This is a genomic window from Vibrio kasasachensis (assembly GCF_050337565.1).
In the GTDB taxonomy this organism is placed as follows: domain Bacteria; phylum Pseudomonadota; class Gammaproteobacteria; order Enterobacterales; family Vibrionaceae; genus Vibrio; species Vibrio kasasachensis.
In genome coordinates this window covers 285,769-301,830 of sequence record NZ_JAKJTB010000012.1, presented here as the reverse complement: position 1 = coordinate 301,830, position 16,062 = coordinate 285,769, and the positions used below count along the sequence as shown (strand labels likewise).

The 16,062-nt window shown below is 42.6% G+C and carries 12 protein-coding genes; 8 read left to right on the top strand and 4 right to left on the bottom strand.

Annotated features, from left to right (window positions below; translation table 11 throughout):
- Positions 1 to 41: 41 nt before the first annotated feature.
- Both L4C38_RS10205 and L4C38_RS10200 read left to right on the top strand, forming a co-directional pair.
- On the top strand, positions 42 to 1,583 hold the full coding sequence (locus L4C38_RS10205; RefSeq protein WP_428797444.1) for a YjjI family glycine radical enzyme: 1,542 nt from the start codon (positions 42 to 44) through the stop codon (positions 1,581 to 1,583).
- 6 nt (positions 1,584 to 1,589) lie between these two features.
- A complete protein-coding gene (locus tag L4C38_RS10200; protein ID WP_428797443.1) occupies positions 1,590 to 2,468 on the top strand; it encodes a YjjW family glycine radical enzyme activase in 879 nt (292 codons plus the stop codon).
- Positions 2,469 to 2,493: 25 nt separating this feature from the next.
- Here the strand turns inward: L4C38_RS10200 and L4C38_RS10195 are convergent, their stop codons facing one another.
- The 4 genes from L4C38_RS10195 to L4C38_RS10180 all read right to left on the bottom strand — a co-directional run bounded on the left by L4C38_RS10195 (position 2,494) and on the right by L4C38_RS10180 (position 6,245).
- Positions 2,494 to 3,408 carry a LysR family transcriptional regulator gene (locus L4C38_RS10195; protein WP_428797442.1) on the bottom strand — a complete coding sequence of 305 codons (915 nt, stop codon included), beginning with the start codon at positions 3,406 to 3,408 and terminating at the stop codon, positions 2,494 to 2,496.
- 131 nt (positions 3,409 to 3,539) lie between these two features.
- Complete coding sequence (locus L4C38_RS10190; RefSeq protein WP_428797441.1) at positions 3,540 to 4,643, bottom strand: phosphoribosylaminoimidazolesuccinocarboxamide synthase; 1,104 nt, start codon at positions 4,641 to 4,643, stop codon at positions 3,540 to 3,542.
- A 233-nt stretch (positions 4,644 to 4,876) separates the two neighbouring features.
- Entirely contained in the window at positions 4,877 to 5,272 is a 396-nt protein-coding gene (locus L4C38_RS10185) for a hypothetical protein (protein WP_428797440.1), read from the bottom strand.
- A 253-nt stretch (positions 5,273 to 5,525) separates the two neighbouring features.
- Positions 5,526 to 6,245 (bottom strand): glycerophosphodiester phosphodiesterase family protein, encoded by a 720-nt coding sequence (locus L4C38_RS10180; RefSeq protein ID WP_428797439.1) that lies wholly within the window; start codon positions 6,243 to 6,245, stop codon positions 5,526 to 5,528.
- 692 nt (positions 6,246 to 6,937) lie between these two features.
- Here L4C38_RS10180 and L4C38_RS10175 point away from each other — a divergent pair.
- The 6 genes from L4C38_RS10175 (at position 6,938) to L4C38_RS10150 (ending at position 16,061) form a co-directional block, all read left to right on the top strand.
- Positions 6,938 to 7,909, top strand: a complete 972-nt coding sequence (locus L4C38_RS10175; protein ID WP_428797438.1) for a TAXI family TRAP transporter solute-binding subunit — start codon at positions 6,938 to 6,940, stop codon at positions 7,907 to 7,909.
- 140 nt (positions 7,910 to 8,049) lie between these two features.
- Positions 8,050 to 10,626, top strand: a complete 2,577-nt coding sequence (locus L4C38_RS10170; RefSeq protein WP_428797437.1) for a TRAP transporter permease — start codon at positions 8,050 to 8,052, stop codon at positions 10,624 to 10,626.
- Between the two features lie 166 nt (positions 10,627 to 10,792).
- Complete coding sequence (locus L4C38_RS10165) at positions 10,793 to 11,458, top strand: response regulator transcription factor (RefSeq protein WP_428797436.1); 666 nt, start codon at positions 10,793 to 10,795, stop codon at positions 11,456 to 11,458.
- Positions 11,459 to 11,486: 28 nt separating this feature from the next.
- On the top strand, positions 11,487 to 12,848 hold the full coding sequence (locus tag L4C38_RS10160) for a histidine kinase sensor domain-containing protein (RefSeq protein ID WP_428797540.1): 1,362 nt from the start codon (positions 11,487 to 11,489) through the stop codon (positions 12,846 to 12,848).
- 140 nt (positions 12,849 to 12,988) lie between these two features.
- A complete protein-coding gene (locus tag L4C38_RS10155) occupies positions 12,989 to 15,103 on the top strand; it encodes a TonB-dependent siderophore receptor (RefSeq protein WP_428797435.1) in 2,115 nt (704 codons plus the stop codon).
- 196 nt (positions 15,104 to 15,299) lie between these two features.
- Positions 15,300 to 16,061 (top strand): DUF3450 domain-containing protein, encoded by a 762-nt coding sequence (locus L4C38_RS10150; RefSeq protein ID WP_428797434.1) that lies wholly within the window; start codon positions 15,300 to 15,302, stop codon positions 16,059 to 16,061.
- Position 16,062 lies beyond the last annotated feature (1 nt).

Genomic DNA, 16,062 nt, shown 5'->3' with positions numbered 1-16,062 from the left:
TTAACTGGCATAAAATCCTTATAAATTATAAGGAATATTCCATGTCTAACTCTCTAAATACTTTTCAACAGCGTATCCATAGTATCGTTACTGATGCGAATCTAAACCCTAAGCAGAAAAATCAGTTTCTTGCTTTGGAGGCAGAGGCAAGCCTGCCTTATATGCCAATTTCTAACGAAGTTGAAAAGGCGATGGAAGAGGGCATTTTGTGTGACATGTTTGAAGGTCACGCACCATTTAAGCCACGCTATTTGTTGCCAGATTACGCTAAGTTTCTAAATCAAGGTTCCGAATACTTAGAGCTTGAGCCTGCGAAAGATTTTGATGATGCTTTGAATTTACTGACCATCATCTATCACCATGTACCTTCTGTGACCAATATTCCAGTTTATCTAGGACAACTTGATGATGTCTTAATGCCTTATGTTGGTGAGCTTTCTGATCACGAAATTTACACTAAGTTGAAACGCTTCTGGATCATGCTTGACCGAACGTTACCTGACGCTTTTTCGCATGTGAATATTGGCCCTCACGATAACGTCATTTGTCGTACTATTTTGACGGTAGATGCTGAACTGAAGCAGATCGCGCCAAATTTAACATTTATGTATGACCCTGAGGTAACGCCGGATGATTTGTTGCTCCAAGCGACCACAAACATCTGTGAGTGCAGCAAACCACATATTGCGAACTACCCAATTCATGCACAAAGTTATGGCGATAAAAAATTTGGTATTGTGAGCTGTTATAACTCATTGCCACTTGCTGGTGGTGCCAATACGTTAGTTCGAATGAACTTAAAGCAGGCAGCAACTAAAGCTAATAACGCACAAGATTTCTTAGATAATGTATTGCCGCAATACTGCGCGATAATGATTGATCTGATTGATTCCCGTAGCAGTCATCTGCATGAAAAATCGAATTTTTTCAAAGGGTTTTTAACGCTGGAAGGATTAATTGAAGAATCCCGTTTTGCCCCTATGTTTGGTATCTACGGTATGGCCGAAGCGGTTAATATTTTGCTAGAGAAAGAGGGAAAGCAGCTTCAGTACGGACATTCGATTGAGGCCAATGAATTGGGGCATGCAATTTCAGCGAAATTGGCTGAAATTGTAGAAAACTCTCCGGTAAAATATGGGCTTGAAGGTCGTTCATTGCTACATGCACAGGGTGGGATCAACATTGATGAATCAGTGACTCCGGGTGTACGAATTCCATACGGAACAGAACCAGATCCGGTTACGTATGTCCAAGCAACGGCAGGGCATCACCAATACTACAAATCTGGTATTAGCGATATCTTAACCATTGATGAAACAGTGAAATCAAACCCGCTAGCGATGTTCAATTTATGTAGAGGTGCACTAGGTTTAGGTTTCCGCGAGTTTTCAGCTAACGTAGCATCGAACGATCTAGTTCGAGTGACTGGCTATATGGTTAAGCTATCTGATATAGCTAAATTTTCCGAGCAAGGATCACGAACCAACACAACATTTTTGGGTGCTGGCGCGGCAGAAAATACCGGAATTCTTGAGCGCTCGCCACGTGTAGTGAGCATGGAAATGTCACCAACCTATAAGTAAATATTAATGAGCGCAGATTCAAAAAGGCAGGGCATTGTAAGCCGAATTTTGAACTTCTCTTGTGTTGATGGACCAGGCAACCGCCTGGTCATTTTCCTTCAAGGTTGTAACTTCAATTGCATCACCTGTCATAATCCACACACTATTAATCACTGCGATCATTGCGGAGATTGTGTTGCTATCTGCCCTACAAATGCATTGTCTCTAGATCGCCAAAAGCGGGTGATATGGGAAAACAGCCTGTGTACGCAGTGTGATCAATGTTTGGATGCATGCCCACGAAGTTCGAGCCCGAAAATCACACAATATAGTGTTGCTGGCATGATCGAATTGATCCGAAAACAGCATTTATTTCTAGCTGGTATTACGGTCTCTGGTGGGGAAGCAACACTCCAACTGCCCTTCATTGTTGAGTTGTTTAAAGCGATTAAATTAGATACAGAGCTAAGTCATTTGAGCTGTTTTATAGACAGTAATGGCTACCTTCCAGCGAGTGGTTGGCAAAGGGTACTGCCTTACTTGGATGGGGCTATGATCGATCTTAAATCGTGGCAAAATGAGACACATCAATGGTTAGTCGGAAGAGATAACCATCGCGTGATTCAATCAATACGACTCTTGGCTGCACAAGAAAAGCTGCATGAGCTGCGTCTATTGCATATACCCGGTAAAAGTGACCTTGATGAACAAGTCGATGCACTTGCAGCGCTTATCCACTCGTTACCAGCCAAGGTAATTATCCGTTTGAATGCATTCCAACATCACGGTGTTGTAGGGCAAGCGCTCAATTGGGATAAATGCAGTGAGTCGCAAATAGAGGACTTTCATCAGGTGCTTAAAGCCAAAATTCCAAACACTATTGCGCTGCCGAGTGTCTATTTATAGCAAAGGTTGCCACGAAATCATTGGGCTAATAATCAGCAGCTAGCTGAGAATAAAGCCACTTAAGGGCGGGGTCGTTAAGACTCGCCTCATTCCATACCAAACTGTAAGCTACTTTTCCGTATTCAAATGGTAATGTTTTTTCGACTAACCCTTTAGCCTGTAATGCCTGATTGGCCCACATTTTTGAACAGGTCAGCAAGTAGCTAGATTGATGACACAAAACAGCTGCCGCGCCGAAATCTGACACTGAAATAGCGACTTGTCGGCTACCGTATTGCTGCTTTAAGTTCTGTTCGAAGTATGGCTCTGACAGATCTCTATCGTGAATACCGATGTGCTGATAGGAGAGGTAGGCTTCAATAGTGAGATCTTCATCAATTAGGGGATGGTGGGGATTCATTAAGCAGATCATCTTATCACTAAACATTTGCTTCCATACTAATTCGCGGCTTTTGGTTGGAGGCTGGCTAATGTCATGGGGTAACAACATAAAGTCGACTTGACCACGGATCAAAGCATCGAAACTCATTTGTTCTTTCGCATAAACTTTAATTTGATTAGCTGCAGGGAGCTGAGTGCATATTTGACTGATTTTCTCTGCGAATAACTCGAAGGTACTTTCTCGCATGGAGAGCGAAATAGAGCCAGTAAAACACTCTGGTTTGAAATCACCTTGATGAAGAATACCGTTCATACAGGCAAGGATCTTATGAATCTGTGGTGCAATCCCGAGAGCAAATGGGGTCGGCACTAGCTGTGAACCATCTCGGTAAAACAGTTCGTCGTTTAGCTGTTCTCGAAGCTGGCTAATTGTCTTACTCACACTTGATGCCGTGACATATAAGGTATTTGCCGTTTGAGTTACGCTATGGGTACTGAGCATGACGTGCAAGACGGTTAGGTGTTTTAAGCTAATGCGAGAAAGGGCAACAAAATCCATGATTAAGAATTCAATAACAAATGCAGAGGGCGTTATTATAGCGCGCTCTGCATCGGGCGACGACTATCGATATGGTAAAAAAAAGCGCCCGTAGTTCAAGAGCGCTTTTTCACTATGTGAACAAGTGAGCCTTAATCAATCAAGCCGTATTGAGCGGCAAGGATATCGATAATTTCTTGTTTTGGATTCGCACTTAACTCTATTGGGTGACCGATAACTTTTTCAGCGATAGCGGTATACGTATGTGAAATCCCCATTAGCGCATCTAGTGGTAATTCGTTATCGCGTGCCAATGCTTCACGTTCTGGCATTCGGTCTTTGTTTAATAGAATGTCTGCATCAGGGAAGTGGTTCAGTAAGAATTGGCGGAAGCCTTCTTTCGAGTTTTCGATGATACTACCTTGTTGGTAAGCATTTTGATCCCAGATACGAGATGAATCAGGCGTTCCAACTTCATCCATGTAGATCAGCTTTTCATGACCAGATGCATCCGTGACATAACCAAACTCAAATTTCGTATCAACAAAGATTTGATCAACTTGAGCTAGAGCGTCACTAATTACATTGAAACCTTGCTTTAGTAGGGTTTCGTATACCGCAATGTCATCAGAGGATGAGAAATTAAATGCGGCATAATTGTCTTCAATGTTCTTGCGGGTGATGTTGACATCATCTGCTGCAGGAACATCAGGAATTCCTTCTAAAATTCCCTTGGTAGAAGGCGTCATTAGTAGCTCATGGAGTGGTTTGTCTTTTTCTAACCCTTCTGGCAACTCTATACCACAAAAATTTCGCTCGCCTTTGCTATAAGCACGCCACATCGAACCGGTGATGTACTTGCGGCAAATTGCTTCAATCATAATTGGTTTGGCTTTTTGTACTATCCAAACCAATGGATGTGGAATATCGAGAATGTGGCTGTCAGCTAAACCATTTTGCTTAAATAATTTAAACCAATGATTAGAGATTGCATTAAGCGCAGCACCTTTACCGGGTACGCCTTTTAAGCCTCCTTCACCATGCCAAATACAATCGAACGCAGAGATTCGGTCACTGATTACCATGATAGCTAAAGGTGCATCCGGCGCGACATTGTAACCTTTCTCTTTAATTAAACGTCGGCTATCTTCTTCTGTTAACCAATAAACAGAACGAACTTTGCCACTATGAACCGGTTTGTTAGTGCGAATAGGTAGGTCGTCGTTAACGGCGAGAACTTGATCTGCGAGACTCATGAGATATTCCTATCGTTTACAAGAAAATGACTAGTGCGATTGGCAAGCATAATACCAGAATTGAGGGTGGCTTCCAGATAAAAAGCAAACGTTTGCTTAATTTTTTAGTGCAGTCGTGTTCAGATAAGAATCAATAAAAAATGATCGTCTAGCGAGAACAGTGAATTCGGTTACAAAGAAAGGCCCCTCAATATAGGAGGGGCAAAAGACAGTGCTGAATTCTGTTGAACTTATTAATGGAACTGACTTGCTCTGCCTTCAACAAAAAATACTTCACAGCCATGACGGAATGCAAGATCTTGTAAGAGAGATTGGTTTACACAGTCTATTTGAGTTGAAGCCACAACGGCGCTCGCGTTGTTTGATTTGATTGCCTTAATTACAATTGCCAGTTCAGATTGGGAGTTAGAAGGCTTGAGCTGAATAATTTTCTGGCAGCTAATATTAGATGCAGAAAATTGTGAGTAGTCAGGGCGAGGGCATTCCGCCGTGAAAAAAATCCATTGCTTTTGTATAGAAAGACCAGCAAGACGATTCAACACCGAGTCATCAATGTTCATAGGTTGGGTAGGCTGAGCCAAAACATTGTATTTTGAAAAAGTACGACTGTGAGTATTTGAATAAATCATGATTACTGTCCTTATGTACACACTGTATGGTTATACAGTAGTTGTTTCATCAGGAGTGGTCAAGGTTTTTGTGTAATAATTAATCGAGCCGACGGCTCGACTTGAATGGAATATTATTAATTCATTGAAATTATTGTGTTTTTATTGATGTTTAAACATGGGGTAACCAAAGCCAACTTACTCAAAGGCTCTGGTCTAATACTGTATATAAAGGAATGAATAGATGTTGTGTGCAGTGGTTTGGGTTAGCGACCTATACGATGTTTGTTTGGAAACGATGAGGATAATCACTAAAAATACCATCTATATTTGGTAGGTGCGTCAATTGATTCGGGTTGTTTACCGTAAAGCACCAGACTTGATAGCCTGAATTTTTTAACTTGTTCACTTGCTGTTTGTTGGCGTATTTAATATTGAGATTACAAGCAACGGCGTGAATTTCACTGAGTAGTTGCCAATCATTGTCTGTTAATCTTTCGCTCAATACTGCAATTGGGTGGTCGATCTCAGAGCGATAAACCTGCCGAAGAGTGGCGTGGTCAAAACTAGAAATAAGAATTCTATCTCTAGCGAAATTGAATTGATGCAATTGTATATTGAGTTCGTTTACGACATCAGTATAGCGATCCGTATCAATTTTCACTTCGATGTTTAACCCAATATCAAGCGGAGCGATTAGCTTGAGCAACTGCGTTAGGCTCATTATTGATTGGAAGTTAAACTGCGGAGAAAACCATGCGCCGAAGTCGAATTGTTGAAGTTCTTCTAAGGTGTACTGATCAACACGACCAAAACCATTGCTACATCGATCAATCGTATGGTCATGACAAACCACCAGTTGGTTATCTCGGGTCGGTTGCACATCGACCTCTATCCAAGTCAATCCCATATCAATCGCGGCTTGAATGCTAACAAGAGTGTTCTCAGGATATAGCCCCGCCACTCCGCGATGCCCCACAATAGTTAGTGCCATTGCCTTTCCTTTTATGTGTTGTAGCACCTAAGTATTTTAGCTTTAACTCAATAGAGTGAAAATATTTTATCTCTAAATTACCTATATATATCCGTGATACTTGAAGTTGCAGCGGTGTTGGCTGTGTTCGTGCGCCCCAATCACATAGTTCACCTATGCTCAGGGGACTTTCTTACTTGCCGCCTACTTGCACCTTCAAGTTTCTTGGGTATAGCGGAAACGATCTATTAGTGAATTATGGCTGATAAAGCTACTCAAGTTGAAAATCTGACTGTGAGAACGGTATTCGATTTTCGATTTTTAACCCATAATTTTCTTCATCACAATGTTTCGTTAAAACATAAGCTTATCGAAATTTTCTCAATATACGATCGTGATTTCTAAATTTTCAATATTAGCAACATTCTTGAATGGTGAGAAATGATGCGTTTTGTGTTTTGTCGATTTTCTTGTTGTTGTGCTAACTTTTTGTGCGTAGATGAACATGTTTTTGATGAAAAAACAGCAGTCTATAGAATAATAAAAGAATAGTTATGCAACTAAATTACAGTGGCAACATCTACAGATACTTACTTTTCTCTGCACTATTGGGTCACTCAAGCTTTGATAGGTGGTACTTTTGCTAGGCTTGATTTCTGAGAGTTTGATTTGTTGCATAGAAAACCATTGATGTTTTTATAAGGAAATATGAAATGAAAGGCTTAATGCTAGTTTCAATGTGTGTAGCAATAGCTGGTGGAATCTCACTGAGTGAGAATGTCAATGCTTCCGCTGAGTTTGCGACGATAGGTACCGGAGGACAAACAGGCGTCTATTATGTTGCTGGTCAGTCAATCTGTCGTTTCGTTAACCGCGGCGGAGACGAGCATGGCATTAAGTGTAACGCTCCAGCCAGTGGTGGAGGAGTCGCTAACGTTAATGGTTTACGCAGTGGCGAATACAACTTCGGCATTATGCAGTCCGATCATCAATTCAAGGCATTGGAAGGTGTTGCACCATTTCAAAATAGTCAGCCTATGAAAAACATCCGCGCGGTATTTTCTCTTCAAAGTGAAGTGTTCACAATTTTGGCGCGTAAAGACGCCAATATAAGTCATCTTGAAGATTTGATCGGTAAGCGTGTAAATATTGGTAATCCGGGGTCTGGTCAGCGCGATACATTTGAGCAGATCATGCAAGTAAAGGGATGGGAGCCTTCTGTATTTAGTTTGGTATCAGATCTAAAACCGGCAGAGCAAGCTTCAGCCATGAGTGATAACAATATTGATGTGATGAGCTATTTTGTCGGTCACCCAAATGGAGCAATCCAAGAGGCATCCACTACAACGGATGCCGTGCTCGTGGCGGTGACAGGTTCTGATATCGATAAATTGTTAGCCGACAAAGCGTACTTTACTAAAGCGGTGATTCCGGGCGGAATGTACCGTGGCAATCCCAATGATACCCCTTCAATTGGTGGCAAAGCGGTATTATCAACCACGGCAGAAACTGATCCTGAATTGGTTTATCAAGTTGTTAAGTCAGTATTCGACAATATCGACCGTTTCAAGCGCTTACATCCAGCGTTTAAAGATCTCAAAGAGATTGAAATGATAGAAGTAGGCTTATCTGCACCACTGCATGAAGGCGCTGTTCGTTACTACAAAGAGCGTGGTTGGTTGTAAACATCATCATCAAATTGTTCACTAATCAGATAGTGAAATACGTTTTATTTTCCTATTTAGATTTTTTCCACTTCTAAGCCCTACGCGGGTCCCTTGGTAGGGCTTAGCTTTTTAATTTGAGAAATATTATGGATAAACCGATGTCTGCAACTGCAGCTCCGACGTCGGCTCAAGAGTTAATCGCTCAGGATGTTGGCGTACGTTTACCCGGTGGAGTGATGGAAAAAACCATTACGTTACTGGCTTTGTGTTGGTCACTATTTCAACTTTGGATTGCTTCGCCGTTACCTTTTGTGGTCGGCTTTGGTGTGATGAACGATACCGAAACTCGTGCTATTCATCTGGGCTTTGCCTTGCTGCTCGCTTTTTTGGTATTTCCTGCGTTAAAGCGTTCTGCAAGAGATCGAGTACCGGCAACCGATATGATGTTTGGTTTGATCGCTTGTGCTTCAGCACTCTACTTATTTGTTCTTTATGAAGAACTTGCAACTCGTCCGGGTATCCTGACCTCAGGAGATTTTGCCACTGCACTGATCGGTTTGCCTCTATTGCTTGAAGCCGCTCGGCGTGTGCTAGGTCCTGCATTGCCCGTGATTGCACTGGTTTTTATTGGTTATAGCCTCGCAGGACCGTGGATGCCCGGTTTATTGTCGCACCGCGGCGTACAACTAGAGGCGTTAGCCAATCATCAATGGATCACGACCGAAGGTGTGTTTGGTATCGCGCTAGGTGTTTCGACCAGTTTTGTCTTTTTGTTTGTGTTATTTGGTGCGCTACTCGAGCGAGCGGGGGCAGGGCATTATTTTATTCAGTTAGCATTTAGTATGTTAGGGCATTTTAGAGGTGGACCGGCAAAAGCGGCAGTTGTTGCTTCGGGTCTGACTGGGCTTATATCAGGTTCATCGATCGCTAACGTCGTGACAACAGGGACATTTACAATCCCGATGATGCGCAAAGTCGGTTTTAGTGCAGAAAAAGCGGGTGCGGTAGAAGTGGCATCCTCTGTTAATGGGCAAATTATGCCACCAGTCATGGGCGCAGCTGCTTTTTTAATGGTGGAGTACGTTGGTATTCCTTATGTTGAAATAATCAAACATGCCTTTTTGCCTGCGGCGATCTCTTACATCGCGCTTCTTTATATTGTCCACCTTGAGGCCCTTAAGCTAGGCATGCAACCTCTTGATACGGTTAAGTCAAAACCATGGCTCATGCGCCTTATTGGTTTCGTGTTTGGTGTTGTGCTTGTTTGTGGTCTTTCGTTGCTGGTGTATTACGGGTTAAGTTGGCTCAAGCCGATGTTAGGAGATTATACCTTACAAGGCGTCGCAGTGATGTTAGTCATTGTGTACATCGGGCTACTTAAAATAGCTGCGAGCAATGAACCTTTAGAACAAGAAAATCCAGATAAGCCGCTTGATCAACTACCAGACACTCGCCAGGTATTACTCTCTGGTCTGCATTATCTATTACCAGTTGTGGTGTTAGTGTGGTGCTTAATGGTAGAGCGTTTATCTCCGGGACTGTCGGCATTTTGGGGTTCAGTTATTCTTGTCGTGATCGTGTTAACACAACGTCCATTACTGAATTGGTTGCGAAAAGATGGCAAGCACCATTATGGCGACATCAAAGATGGGGTCATTGATCTTCGTGAAGGCTTAGTTGCTGGTGCACGCAATATGATAGGGATTGGCATTGCCACCGCGACAGCGGGCATCATTGTAGGCGCAGTTTCGCAAACTGGTGTTGGTTTAGTGCTGGCAGATTTAGTGGAAATACTCTCACTGGGTAACTTGGTATTGATGTTGCTTTTGACTGCGGTATTAAGTTTGATTCTCGGGATGGGGTTACCAACCACGGCAAACTATATAGTTGTGTCGAGTTTGTTAGCGCCCGTGATCGTTACGTTGGGTGAGCAACATGGTTTAATCGTGCCATTAATTGCGGTGCATTTGTTCGTTTTTTATTTCGGAATTATGGCAGATGTAACACCACCTGTAGGGCTTGCTTCATTTGCCGCTGCGGCAGTATCGAAAGGAGACCCGATAAAAACGGGGATCACCGCTTTTTATTACAGCTTGCGTACTGCGGCACTTCCTTTCCTCTTTATATTTAACACCGATTTATTGTTGATTGATGTTGATTGGGGGCATGGAGTCGCTATCTTTATTGTTTCAACCATTGCGATGTTGATCTTTGCTGCGGCAACTCAAGGCTGGTTCTTAACGCGAAACAAATGGTATGAAGGCGTTTTGTTACTCGTCGTTGCGTTTACATTATTTAGACCGGGATATTGGGTTGATCAAGTTGTTGAGCCTTACCAATCAAGTAATCCTGCACAATTGGTGCAAACTCTTCAATCGCTAGAGCAGGGTAGCGTGCTTAGGATGAGGATCAGTGGCGAAGACAGTGTAGGGAAAATGCGAGATTTCTCAGTATTACTTGAAGTGCCAGATGGCGAGACAGGGCAAGACAAACTGGATGCACTCGGCATTGTCACTTATCAACAAAGCGAGCAGACGCTGATTGATGTAATTGGCTTTTCCAGCCCAGCAGAGGCGGCAGGACTACAGTTTGATCAACAAATTGTTGATGTGAAAATTCCAGTGGAGCGATTCAGTAAAGAGTGGATGTGGCTTCCAGCTCTAATGTTGTTTACTTTAGTGGTAGCGATGCAACGTCGTCGATTGAGAAAGGCTGTGCCACTAGTTAACGCTTAATCGTGTAAAGTCGTAGTTTAATAAACCCGGCATATGCCGGGTTCATTTCAAATGACGCTAACTTCCTAAGCAAATCCGCAATAATTGAGTAATTCATCACTCTCTCTTGTACTGATAATGATTGAGATTTAGAATCGCCTTCCTTTGTTGTTTCCTGCGAATAAAAATGTCAAAAATTTTAGTTGTTGATGATGATATCGAGCTTTGTCAACTCATCTCTGAAGTGTTGGTTATAGAGGGCTATCAAGTGACTTGCGTCCATTGCGGAGAAAGTGCTCTGCAATACATTGAAAAAAATCCAGTCGATTTGGTATTGCTTGATGTAATGCTGCCTCAACTTAGTGGTTTACAAGTGGCGCGCAGAATTTGCCAACGTTTTGCTACTCCTATTTTAATGCTTACCGCATTAAATGATGAGTCGTCAATGTTAGAGGGGTATCAAGCTGGCGCGGATCAATATGTGGCCAAACCGTTTAAAGTACCAGAGTTGTTAACTCGTATTAAGGCAATCTTTCGTCGGGTTGGGTTAGAAAAGCAACGGCAGAATAGCACTCTCACCGAGGACAGTTTTGGCGAGACCATCTCCGGCTTACCATTCACAGGTACGGAAGCCGATTTACTCAATTATCTTGTGCGTAATGAAGGAATTGTGATTTCTAAAGCTGAGCTGCAAATCGAAGTGCTAAAAAAAGAACTTAGCCCATTTGATCGCAATCTCGACATGCACATTAGTAACCTACGTCGCAAACTGGTTGAAGCTGGCATGTCTAAACAGCACATTAAAACAGTGAGAGGAAAAGGGTATAGCTTTGTCACTTGTGTTAGAGAATAGAGCGGTGAAACGGCTTACCTCACTATTTATGGGAAAACGTAAACACAGCCTAGCATTTGAGTTATTTAGTTATATGTCAGGCGTCGTTCTTTGCATATTGCTACTGCAATATGCCACTGAGCAAGCTTTGTTGAGAACTCTGCTGGTATTGCCGGAGTCAGTGAAAACCCAAATGCGCGATATAGCTTATCAAGCCAACGTCATGATTGAAGATGGTGATATGGATGAGTTAGCCGATTGGGAAGAGGCTCAACCTTTTTACTTATTTGTCTTGGATAAAAACAACCAACCGATTACCCATCGCGATATGCACCCTCACTTTGAGTTTAAGCTCAAATTCTTGCGAGAGCTTGGTGGAAATATGGGTGAGCGAGTGAATAAACCGCTAATAGGAATACCTTTAGCTGATAAAAACACCTTGGTGATCCAACTATCAAGTCATTTGCATCCGGCACATCGTTTTCTAAATTACTTAAACGTGAGTAAATTTGTGATAGCACTGGTGATTTTGACTTTGTTTTCGCTGATTTTAGCTCGTAAGTTACAACTACCACTAAATCGATTACGTGAAGCAAGCCATCGATTAGCGCAAGGCGAGTTTAATATCAATGTCGTCGTTGAGCTGCAATCTAAGACAACTGAGTTTAATGAGTTGGCACAAGATTTTGATGAAATGAGTCGGCAGATACATTCATTGGCTGAAAAGCAAAAACGACTCATTCGTGATGTATCCCATGAATTGCGCACACCGTTAGCAAGGCAAAATTTAGCGTTGCATCTTCTTAAGCATAAAGTATCTGCCAAAGAACTAGAGCTTGTTGAGCGTGTAGAAAGAGAAGTCGAAGAAATGGACAATCTTGTTGCCGAAATTCTCACTTATAGTCAGCTCGAAAATGCGCGTTACGACGTTAACCTAAAGCCAACTTGCTTGGAAAGTTATACCAGTTCACAAGTTGAACAAAGCCAATTGGAATTGCGTTCTCATCAGCAGTTGAGGTTCTGGCCATCTGAAGAATTCGTTCCGGTTATGGCTGATGAAAGGCTGATTATACGCTGCCTGCGCAACTTAATAGCGAATTCAATCAAATATGCCGGAGAAGATGCTCATATTGATGTGTTTATTTATCGAACAATAGAGGATGATTGTGAATACATGACCATTGCCGTGCAAGATGATGGCAGGGGGATTGCAGAGAATAAACTCGATCTGGTTTTCCAGCCTTTTACTCGTATCGAATCTTCACGGGATAAAAAAACGGGCGGTTATGGGCTAGGTTTAGCGATAGTTCAGCAATCAATGGGGTTGATGAAAGGAAAGGTTCAAGCTCGAAATCGCAAAAATGGGGGGCTGCATATTGAACTGTTATTCCCAGTGAAAAAAACACGCTGATTAGCGTGTTTTTTTCATAATGCATTACCAATGCAAAGAATGTAAATTTAATGCTAATGATATTAATTATCACTTATATTTCCCTCCGAAATAACAAGCAGTCGCACTGCGGTTGTCATTAAATAAATTCGGAGAATAAGATGTTTACTAAGAGTCCGCTTGCGTTAGTCATTGGCGCTGTATTAGCGACTCCTGCAATGGCAGAGAGTGTTAACACTGATGAGCACATGGTCGTGGAAGGTCGAGAATATGGCTACAAAGTAGAAAGCAACTCGACGGCTATGCGTATGGATGCCACTCAGTTAGAAACTCCAGGGCAAGTCGCGGTAATTAGTGAGCAGCTTATTGATGAGCAACGTGCTAGTAAACTGGGAGAAGTACTGCAAAATGACGCAAGTGTTAGTGCTGGTGGCACGGGACGAAACCGTGAAAAATTCTCATTGCGTGGCTTTGAAGTTAACAGTGCTACTGGCTTTCTAAAAAATGGTCACCAGCATTGGTCTCACTATCGCCAGCCAGTTGAATTGCTTGAACGAGTTGAAGTGGTAAAAGGACCATCGGGTCTACTATATGGCAGCTCGGCTCCGGGTGGCCTAATTAATATGGTGACTAAAAAGCCGACTAACGAGACAAACGTTAGCCTCAGTCAAGACATAGGTTCAGATGACCACTCTCGTACGGTTGTTGATGTAAGCGGCGCGTTGAATGAAGAAGAAACGCTACGTGCGCGTACTGTGATATCAAAAGAAAGCTACAGCTCTTGGCGTGAATATGGTGATGGTTCAACCCCCCAAACTGAACGCTTGGTTGCGGGAATAATGGTGGATTACGACCTTAATGATGACGTCACCGTATCTGTTCATTACGATAAAACCAACGACAAGGGTAGTGTTGACTCTGGGGCGTTATACACGCTCGAAGGGCAACGAGTTGGCGATAAGAATCATATTTGGGACGCCCAGTGGTCTGAAATCGAAAATGATGTCGAAAACATAGGGTTTGATATCGATGCGGTTCTTACCGATGTATGGTCAATGCGAGCCGGTTACAACTACCAAGATTTCTCTCGTGTTGATATAGAAAGCTACCCAAGTTTTGCTGCGACAACGCCGGATGGTAATGGACTCGTCAAGCATGGTGGTAATCATCGTAACGATGAGTGGCGCTTTAAAACCGCTTACGTAGACTTTATTGCTGAGACTGAATTAGCCGGTATGGACCATCAGTTGTTGATGGGTGGTAATTGGCTTGGTTATCGTTACCTTCGTGCGCAGGAATCTTTCGTTGCTCAAAATGTCGCACCGGGAGATACAGTAGGGACGCCACAATACAGTGGTGATAGCTTTACGAGTTCTAGCCGATATGACACTTGGGGCTTCTATCTACAAGACATGATCACGATTAATGAACAGTGGCAAGCAATTGCGGGTTTACGTTTTGATCGTAAAGTGGAAGAAGGCGTTGCGGAAGAGAGCGTGTCACCAAAACTCGGCGTTATTTACCATCCAGCCTCAAACGGTAGCATCTATGTCTCTTACTCAGAGAGTTTCGAACCACAAGGCAAAGTACTGTCAGATTCTGATACAACGTTTGTGAATGACGGTGAGATTCTTGACGCGGCTAAGGGGATTTCATATGAAGTGGGTACAAAGTGGGAATTGCTAGATCAGCAACTATTTATTTCAGGTGCGATATTCAATATTACTCAGGAAGACATAAAGCTTGATGTCGATCTTGGCGTAGATCCGAATGATTCGAATAAGTCACTAACAGACAGAACTCAATCAGGTAAAAAAGTACATAACGGTGCTGAAATAAGCCTGCAAGGGTACGTCACGGATCAATTTTCAATATCAGCATCAGCTATGTATTTAGACGCTGAAATTAAAAATCATGAGACACTTTCAGGTAATCGTCCAGCAGATGTGCCAGAGTTTGCTGCAAGCATTTGGTCGACTTATGCCGCAACCCATGAATTGGACCTAAATGTTGGCTTGATTTACGAAGGCTCTCGCTACGGCGACGCTGAGAATACATTCAAGAAAGACGGTTATACTCGTGTCGACACCGGGGTTGCATATACTCATAAATACGATGATAACGTAGATTTTGTCGCTCGTTTTACGATAGAAAATCTATTTGATACTGACTATTTAGCGGGCGGAGGAACGACATCTTCTAAGCATTCTTACGCAGAGGATGTGGTTATTGGAGAAGGTCGTAACTACATGGCGACATTGCAGGTAAAATACTAAGTATTGGCTCGCATTATGAAAGGGGAAGGTAAACCTTCCCCTTTACCCGTTGGCAAATTAAGGAAAAATCGTTATTATGCGAATCTAATTGCTAATGATAATACTTATCAACAAGACTTTCTTGGGACTTATTTGAACGTCATTGCGCTTTGTTTAAGGCATTTGCCTCAATTGCTTGATGTCACTGATTACGATTATGAACCTATTAAAAACCAGTTTAGCCATTTTCATTACGGCAGTGATTGCCCCAGCTTCAGCTTCGAGCTTGGATAGCGCACAGTCGATTCAAAATAAAACTAATGCGGCTTCAGTTGCAAGCCAAAAAAGAATCAACAACAGCGCTGATTCGACGTTGGTTTTGCAAGCAGAGATAGAGCAACTGCAAGAGGAAGTCAAAAACTTGCAGGTCTATCAAACGCACTTGACTGCGTTAGTTGCTAATCAAAGCGAAGAGATGACAAGTATAGACGGGCAGATTAAAGATATTAAGATCACCCGCCAAGGTGTCGTGCCTTTGATGTATCAAATGATCGAAGGTTTGAACACCATCGTTAATAATGATGCACCAATTAAGAAGCAACAGCGAGAAGAACGAATTGCTAAATTAGCATCGCTTATGACAAGAGCTGATGTTAGCGATGCAGAAAAATATCGCCGTATCTTAGAGGCGTATCAAATTGAAATGGATTATGGTACTAAATTAGGTTTATACCAAGGTCAGATCCAAGCTTCAGGAGAGCAACGAGAAGCTGATATTCTTCATTTAGGTCGTGTTTCTTTGGTCGCAAGAAGCCTCAACGGCAGTAAGTTTTGGGCGTGGGACAACAAGAAAGCTACCTGGGTAGACGTTGATAGCTCGATGCAAACAGAACTAGATAAAGCCTATGGAGTGGCGGCAAAGCAGACCGCACCAAGTTTAATAACCTTACCTGTGTCTCTGATCACGGAGGCGAAATAGT

What these genes read in the sequence shown, in the direction of transcription:
- L4C38_RS10205 (WP_428797444.1), top strand. Translation starts at nt 42, where the DNA reads ATGTCTAACTCTCTAAATACTTTTCAACAGCGTATCCATAGTATCGTT.
- L4C38_RS10200 (WP_428797443.1), top strand. Translation starts at nt 1,590, where the DNA reads ATGAGCGCAGATTCAAAAAGGCAGGGCATTGTAAGCCGAATTTTGAAC.
- L4C38_RS10195 (WP_428797442.1), bottom strand. Translation starts at nt 3,408, where the DNA reads ATGGATTTTGTTGCCCTTTCTCGCATTAGCTTAAAACACCTAACCGTC.
- L4C38_RS10190 (WP_428797441.1), bottom strand. Translation starts at nt 4,643, where the DNA reads ATGAGTCTCGCAGATCAAGTTCTCGCCGTTAACGACGACCTACCTATT.
- L4C38_RS10185 (WP_428797440.1), bottom strand. Translation starts at nt 5,272, where the DNA reads ATGATTTATTCAAATACTCACAGTCGTACTTTTTCAAAATACAATGTT.
- L4C38_RS10180 (WP_428797439.1), bottom strand. Translation starts at nt 6,245, where the DNA reads ATGGCACTAACTATTGTGGGGCATCGCGGAGTGGCGGGGCTATATCCT.
- L4C38_RS10175 (WP_428797438.1), top strand. Translation starts at nt 6,938, where the DNA reads ATGAAAGGCTTAATGCTAGTTTCAATGTGTGTAGCAATAGCTGGTGGA.
- L4C38_RS10170 (WP_428797437.1), top strand. Translation starts at nt 8,050, where the DNA reads ATGTCTGCAACTGCAGCTCCGACGTCGGCTCAAGAGTTAATCGCTCAG.
- L4C38_RS10165 (WP_428797436.1), top strand. Translation starts at nt 10,793, where the DNA reads ATGTCAAAAATTTTAGTTGTTGATGATGATATCGAGCTTTGTCAACTC.
- L4C38_RS10160 (WP_428797540.1), top strand. Translation starts at nt 11,487, where the DNA reads ATGGGAAAACGTAAACACAGCCTAGCATTTGAGTTATTTAGTTATATG.
- L4C38_RS10155 (WP_428797435.1), top strand. Translation starts at nt 12,989, where the DNA reads ATGTTTACTAAGAGTCCGCTTGCGTTAGTCATTGGCGCTGTATTAGCG.
- L4C38_RS10150 (WP_428797434.1), top strand. Translation starts at nt 15,300, where the DNA reads ATGAACCTATTAAAAACCAGTTTAGCCATTTTCATTACGGCAGTGATT.